We start from the raw sequence: 6,310 nt of genomic DNA, 5'->3' as shown, positions 1-6,310 counted from the left end.
CGCCTCGTGCGCGCGCTCCTGCTCGCGGTCGCAGCCCTCGCCCTCCTCGTGCCGGCCGCACCCGCCGCCGCGCACAGCTACGCCGCGACGGTGTTCGCGACGGTCACCGAGCCCGAGCCCGGCCTCGTGCGCACCGTGCTCGAGGTGGAGTACGTGCTGCTCGCGACCGACGGCGCGCGCGAGATGGACGACTCCGAGTTCGAAGCCGATGCCTACGCCGATGTGCAGGCCTCGGGTCGGGATCCGTCGAAGCTCACGACCGCCGTGCTCGATCGGCACTCCGACACCGTGCTCGGCTACGTCCTGCCGCGGTACTCGATCGCCGTCGAGGCGGGCGAGGCGGGCGAGGCGGAGGAGCCGGGCGAGACGAACGCCCCGGCCGAGGCGGCATCATGCCCGAACGCGCTCGTCGAACCGTACGCGATCACCATGCGAGACGGCGTGCCGCATGCTCGGCTCGTCATCGACGCCGACTGCCGGGCCGAGGTCGGCGCTGCGCCTGCCGTGTACCGGATCAGCACGGAGCTGTTCCCCGGCACCGCGCCTGGCGGCATGACGACGACCATCGTGAGCTACGACCTCCGTTCCGGCTCGGGCGTCGCGAACCTCGACACCGACGAGAGCCCGACGATGACGACGTCCCAGGACTGGGGCTCCCGGATGGGCGAGTTCCTCGTGCTCGGGGCGGAGCACCTGCTCTTCGGCCCCGATCACCTCCTGTTCCTGCTGGCGCTCATCGCCGGTGCGCGGCGCCTGCGAGACATCGTCATCGTCGCGACGGCGTTCACCGTCGCCCACTCGATGACGTTCGTGGCCGCCGCGCTCGGCCTGGTCAGCGTTCCCGCAGTGATCGTCGAACCGATCATCGCCTTCTCCATCGCCGCGGTGGCGCTCTGGAACGTCTGGGTGTCTCGGCGCGAGCCGGGCCAGGCGATGCTGTGGTTGCGGCCGACGGGCTCGACGGGGCGGATTCCGAGCGGGAGCGGTGCTGCCGAGGCATCCGCTGCCGCGCCCGCCTCGGCACGGGGCGGAACGGCGCTGCTGCAGCGCACACCCGTGGCGGTGCGGCCCGCCGTGCTCGTGCCGACGCGCGGATTCAGTCGAGAGGACGTGGTCCGGGTCGCAGTCGTCTTCGCATTCGGGCTCGTGCACGGCGTCGGGTTCGCGGGCGCGCTCGGCATCGAGGAACCGTTCTCGTGGGGCCTGCTCGGCGCGCTGCTCGTGTTCAACGTCGGCATCGAGCTGACGCAGCTCCTGATCATCGCGGTGGCGTTCCCGCTCCTCGTGCTGCTCCGCCGTCGACTGCCGGCCGGCCCCGTGTGGATCCAGCTCGCCGTCGCCGTGGTGGGACTCTTCTGGTTCGTCGAACGGCTGCTCGGCGCGGGCTGACCCGAGCGCGGCTCGTCTGCGCTCAGTTGTAGCCGAGCACGATGTTGCCCTCGGGCGTCACCCAGGACTCGTCGGCCCACTCGGTCAGGATGGCGGGGAGATCGTCGGTGATCGCGTGGGACATGGGGACCTGTTCTGCTACGGGCTGTCGAGCGTACGGGCGGTCGGCACCGTCTGGGAATGGACACGATGGCCAGTCCGTTCCGATCTCCTCGCCGACACGGCCAATGGCTGGGCGACCGGAGCCGGTCGTGCCGTGTCACAGCCGCCCGAGGCCGCTGCCGATGATGAACACGCCGACCATCAGCAGGATGAGCGACGTGACCACCCGGCTGTTGCGGATGAGCCACTCCTTCATCTTCAGGAGCCTCGGCTGCATGCCCTTCGCGTCGATGAGCGTCGCGATGACGGGCACCGCCACGGTCGACGCGCCGATGAGCGTGTAGACGAGGATCACGATCGCCGCCTCGGTGCCCGAGAGCCCGGCACCGCGAATGGCCAGGCCCGCGGCGAGCGCGAGCAGGATCTCCTTGGGACGGATGTTCAGCGCCACCCCGAGCCCGAACGCGCTCCAGGGGCTGATCGACTCCATCTTGCCGAGCCAGGCGGGCATGCTCTCGGCGGGGTTCCTGCGGGCTCGCCGCCACGAGATGATCCCGATGACGATGAGCCCCCCGCCGACGAGCATCTCGCCGACGCCGACCGCCACATCGGGCTGTCGCGCGGAACGAGGGGTCGGCACGGCCTGCGCCGAGACGGTGCAGATGACGACCAGCACCGCCATGCCGAGCACCCAGCCGATCAGGAAGGGTGCGGCGGAGTCCCGCTTCGGCGACAGCAGGATCACGATCGTCGCCATGAGCGGCACCGAGCTGAGCGCGACCGCCAACGCGATCGGAAGGATGTGCCCTATCGCCTGCAGCATTCCGCTGCACCCCCTGACTGGTGGCGTGCCCCCGGCTGCCCGCTCACGGCGCGCCGCTGAGCACACGATAGCGGAGGCGGGCGGCTGCAGCCCGGAGGTCTGAGCCCGAGCTCAGGCGGCGAACGCGTACGCGTCGACGGCGGTACCGGATGCCGCGAGCGCCGTCGAGGTCGGCCGGTCGTGGTCGAGATCGCGCGGGCAGCCGCACCGCACCGGTGTCCGGCCGCCGTCGATCGAGGTCACGAACTCGACGTGCTCGACCGGACCCTGCTGCTTGCGCCTGCCCCACATGTTTCGGCCCCCCTTCACCTGAGAGATGCAGGGCGGCCGGATTCATGACGCGGGATCGACCCGAACCGGTTGGGAGTCGCCTCCGGATGCCGTGCTCGACCGCTTCGCCACCGCCCGGAGGCGCAGCGCGAACGCCCCGCCGAGCACGAGGAACCCGGCGGCCGCGAGCAGCGCCCAGCGCGAGGCATCCGCCATGCCGTCGGCCAGTGCATCGGCGACCGCGGGGCCGGCCGATCCGAGCTGGCCGTCGGTGCCCTCAGCGCGCACCTGCGGGATCGTGCCGCCGGCCGATTCCTCCGTCGCGGAGACGATCTGCTCGGATGCCGCGGCGGGCACGCCCTCGACGGTGTCGACCTGAGCCGGAAGCGCGACCGCGAGCCCTGCCGCGAGCACGGCGCCGATGATCGCCGTTCCGAGGGCGGAGCCGACCTGCCGACCGGTGCTCTGGGTCGCCGAGCCCTGGCCCGACTCCTCGGGCGGGATGTCGGCGAGCACCGTTCCCGTGAGCTGGGCGGAGGCGAGGCCGAGGCCGAGGCCGTAGAGGGCGAGCACCGCGGCGAGCAGCCAGGCGTTCATCTCCGACGACAGCAGCACTGCGGCGAAGACGGCGCCGGCGACCTCGAGCACGAGCCCGATCACGACGACCGTCGGCGCCCCGAACCGCTCGGCGACGTGGCGGGCCATGGCGCCGGAGACGAACGCGCCGAGCCCCATGGCCGCGAGCACGAAGCCGGCCGCGAGCGTCGACAGGCCGAGCGCGTTCACGATGAACAGGGGGAGCACGAAGAGGATGCCGAACTCGCCGATCGCGACGCACATCGCGACGAGGTTGCCCCACGTGAAGGTGGGCACCGAGAAGAGGTGCACGTCGAGGATCGCCGACCGGCCGTTTCTGGCGCGATGCCGCTCCCAGAAGAAGAAGAGCACCAGGGCGACGAGGCCGATCGCGATCGCCACCGGCACGGGGGAGATGGGCCACGAGGTCGGCCAGGTCCAGCCGAAGACCTCGAACTGCTGCTTCGGCGCCCACCAGCCGAGCGAGCCGCCCTCGATCAGGCCGAACACGAGCGCGCCGAAGCCGATCGCCGAGAGGAGCAGCCCGTCGACGTCGAGGCCCTTCGAGGTGATGACGGCGCGCGTCTCGGGCACGGTGAGGAAGGTCGCGACGAGGATGATCGCGCCGAACGGGAGGTTGACGAGGAAGATCCACTCCCACCCGAACGACTGCGTCAGCCAGCCGCCGAGCAGCGGTCCGAGTGCGGCGACGCCCGAGATCACGGCGCCCCAGACGCCGAACGCGACCGCGCGGTCGCGACCGCGGAACGTGGCGTTGACCGTCGACAGCGTCGTCGGGAGGATGAACGCGCCGCCGATGCCCTGCACGAAGCGGGCGAGGATGAGCGAGGTGCCGCCCGTGGCGAGCGCCGCGAGCAGGCTGCCGGCCAGGAACACCAGGATGCCGGCCACCATCGCGCGGCGTCGGCCGAGGCGGTCGCCGAGCCGCCCGGCGGTGAGCAGCAGCGCGGCGAAGATCACCGAGTAGATGCCGTTCACCCACTGCGCCTCGCTGAAGTCGAGCTTCAGGTCGGTGATGATCGTCGGCAGCGCGATGCCCACGATCGTGCCGTCGAGCACGATCATCGAGAGCGCTGCGGCGAGTACGCCGAGTCCGACCCATCGCCGTGCGCCGGTGCTTTCCGGCGCGGTGGCAGTGCTGTTCATCTCAAGTCCCCCCGTCGGGTCTCCCCGTCGATTCCCACCGTAGGCCCAGCGGAACCCGGCGCCAATGCGTCGTTCGATTGATGCCCGAAGCCCCCGAGCTGCGTTCTCCCAGCTCCACGGACTACCCTGAAGCGTGACTGCTGACCAAGCTCCGGTCGAGGTGGAGGCTCCAGAAGAGCCCGCCGCGACGACATTCTCCGACCTCGGACTCGATGGCGCGGTCCTGAAGGCCCTCGCCGACGTCGGCTACGAGACCCCTTCCGCCATCCAGGCCGCGACGATTCCGTCGCTCCTCGCCGGGCGCGACGTCGTGGGACTCGCCCAGACCGGTACCGGCAAGACGGCCGCGTTCGCGCTGCCGATCCTCTCGCGCCTCGACCTCTCCCAGAAGACCCCGCAGGCCCTCGTGCTCGCCCCGACGCGCGAGCTCGCGCTGCAGGTCTGCGAGGCCTTCGAGAAGTACGCCTCGCACCTCAAGGGCGTGCACATCCTGCCCGTCTACGGCGGTCAGGGCTACGGCGTGCAGCTCTCGGCGCTGCGCCGCGGCGTGCACATCGTCGTCGGCACCCCGGGTCGCATCATGGACCACCTCGACAAGGGCACCCTCGACCTCTCGGAGCTCAAGTACCTCGTGCTCGACGAGGCCGACGAGATGCTGAAGATGGGCTTCGCCGAAGACGTCGAGACGATCCTCGCCGACACTCCCGACACCAAGCAGGTCGCCCTGTTCTCGGCGACCATGCCCGCGGCGATCCGCCGCATGTCGAAGCAGTACCTGCACGACCCCGAAGAGATCACCGTCAAGACGAAGACGCAGACCTCGGCGAACATCAGCCAGCGCTACCTCATCGTGTCGTACCAGCAGAAGGTCGACGCGCTCACCCGCATCCTCGAGGTCGAGAACTTCGAGGGCATGATCGTCTTCGTCCGCACGAAGAGCGTCACCGAGGAACTCGCCGAGAAGCTCCGCGCCCGCGGGTACTCGGCCGCCGCGATCAACGGCGACATCGCCCAGGTGCAGCGCGAGCGCACCGTCAACCAGTTGAAGTCGGGCAAGCTCGACATCCTGGTGGCCACGGATGTCGCGGCGCGAGGCCTCGACGTCGAGCGCATCAGCCACGTGGTGAACTTCGACATCCCGACCGACAGCGAGCCCTACGTGCACCGCATCGGCCGCACGGGTCGCGCCGGTCGCACGGGCGACGCGATCAGCTTCGTCACGCCGCGCGAGCGCAGCCTCCTCGCCCGCATCGAGAAGGCCACGCGCCAGCCGATCGTGCAGATGCAGCTGCCGAGCGTCGACGACGTCAACGTCACGCGCCTCGCGCGCTTCGACGACCGCATCACGGCGGCACTCGACCAGAGCGAGCGCATCGACGGGTTCCGCGACATCATCGCCCACTACGTCCGCAACCACGACGTGCCCGAAGCGGATGTCGCGGCCGCCCTCGCCGTCGTGGCGCAGGGCGAGTCGCCGCTGCTCCTCGAGCCCGAGCCGCCCCGCCGCGCCGAGCGCGAGTGGTCGGATCGCCCGGCTCGCGTCGACCGGCCCGAGCGCGGTGACCGTCGCGACCGCGATCGCGGCGACCGCTTCGATCGCGGGGACCGGGGTGACCGCCCCGAGCGGCGCCAGCGCCCGAACAGCGGTCCCATGGCGACGTACCGCATCGCGGTCGGCAAGCGCCACAAGGTCGAGCCGCGCCAGATCGTCGGTGCACTCGCGAACGAGGGCGGCCTCAGCCGCGAGGACTTCGGCTCCATCCAGATCCGTCCGGAGTTCTCGCTCGTGGAGCTCCCGGCGAACCTGCCGCAGGAGACGTTGGAACGACTCGACGCCACCCGCATCTCGGGCCGGCTCATCGAGCTGCGCCCCGACCGCGGCGCCCCCGCGCGACGGTCGAACGACCGCGACCGCGACCGCGACCGCGGCGGCGATGGCGACGGCGGCAAGCCGTTCCGGAAGCCGCGTCACAAGGGCTGATC

At 71.0% G+C, this 6,310-nt stretch carries 5 protein-coding genes; 2 read left to right on the top strand and 3 right to left on the bottom strand.

Translation table 11 applies throughout. From position 1 onward, the window contains the following. The coding region (locus tag ACFTQE_RS11410) for a HupE/UreJ family protein (protein ID WP_376925175.1) at nt 1–1,389 on the top strand (1,389 nt) is incomplete at its 5' end. Nucleotides 1,390–1,648: 259 nt separating this feature from the next. On the opposite strand, the gene ACFTQE_RS11405 is transcribed toward ACFTQE_RS11410, so the two are convergent. The 3 genes from ACFTQE_RS11405 to ACFTQE_RS11395 form a co-directional block, all read right to left on the bottom strand. Beyond that, the gene (locus tag ACFTQE_RS11405) at nt 1,649–2,314 is read right to left on the bottom strand and encodes a GAP family protein (protein ID WP_376925174.1); all 666 of its coding nucleotides are present in this window, start codon (nt 2,312–2,314) and stop codon (nt 1,649–1,651) included. Nucleotides 2,315–2,425: 111 nt separating this feature from the next. Beyond that, nucleotides 2,426–2,605 (bottom strand): hypothetical protein, encoded by a 180-nt coding sequence (locus ACFTQE_RS11400; protein WP_376925173.1) that lies wholly within the window; start codon nt 2,603–2,605, stop codon nt 2,426–2,428. A 42-nt stretch (nt 2,606–2,647) separates the two neighbouring features. Continuing rightward, the gene (locus ACFTQE_RS11395; protein WP_376925172.1) at nt 2,648–4,327 is read right to left on the bottom strand and encodes a DHA2 family efflux MFS transporter permease subunit; all 1,680 of its coding nucleotides are present in this window, start codon (nt 4,325–4,327) and stop codon (nt 2,648–2,650) included. Nucleotides 4,328–4,460: 133 nt separating this feature from the next. On the opposite strand from ACFTQE_RS11395, the gene ACFTQE_RS11390 reads away from it, so the two are divergent. Then, nucleotides 4,461–6,308, top strand: a complete 1,848-nt coding sequence (locus ACFTQE_RS11390) for a DEAD/DEAH box helicase (protein ID WP_376925171.1) — start codon at nt 4,461–4,463, stop codon at nt 6,306–6,308. Nucleotides 6,309–6,310: the final 2 nt, after the last annotated feature.

Origin of the sequence: Agromyces sp. NPDC056965 (assembly GCF_042673425.1) — a bacterium.
In the GTDB taxonomy this organism is placed as follows: Bacteria; Actinomycetota; Actinomycetes; order Actinomycetales; family Microbacteriaceae; genus Agromyces.
Note: the sequence above shows the minus strand (reverse complement) of the source record. Positions and strands in the feature narration are given on the sequence as shown.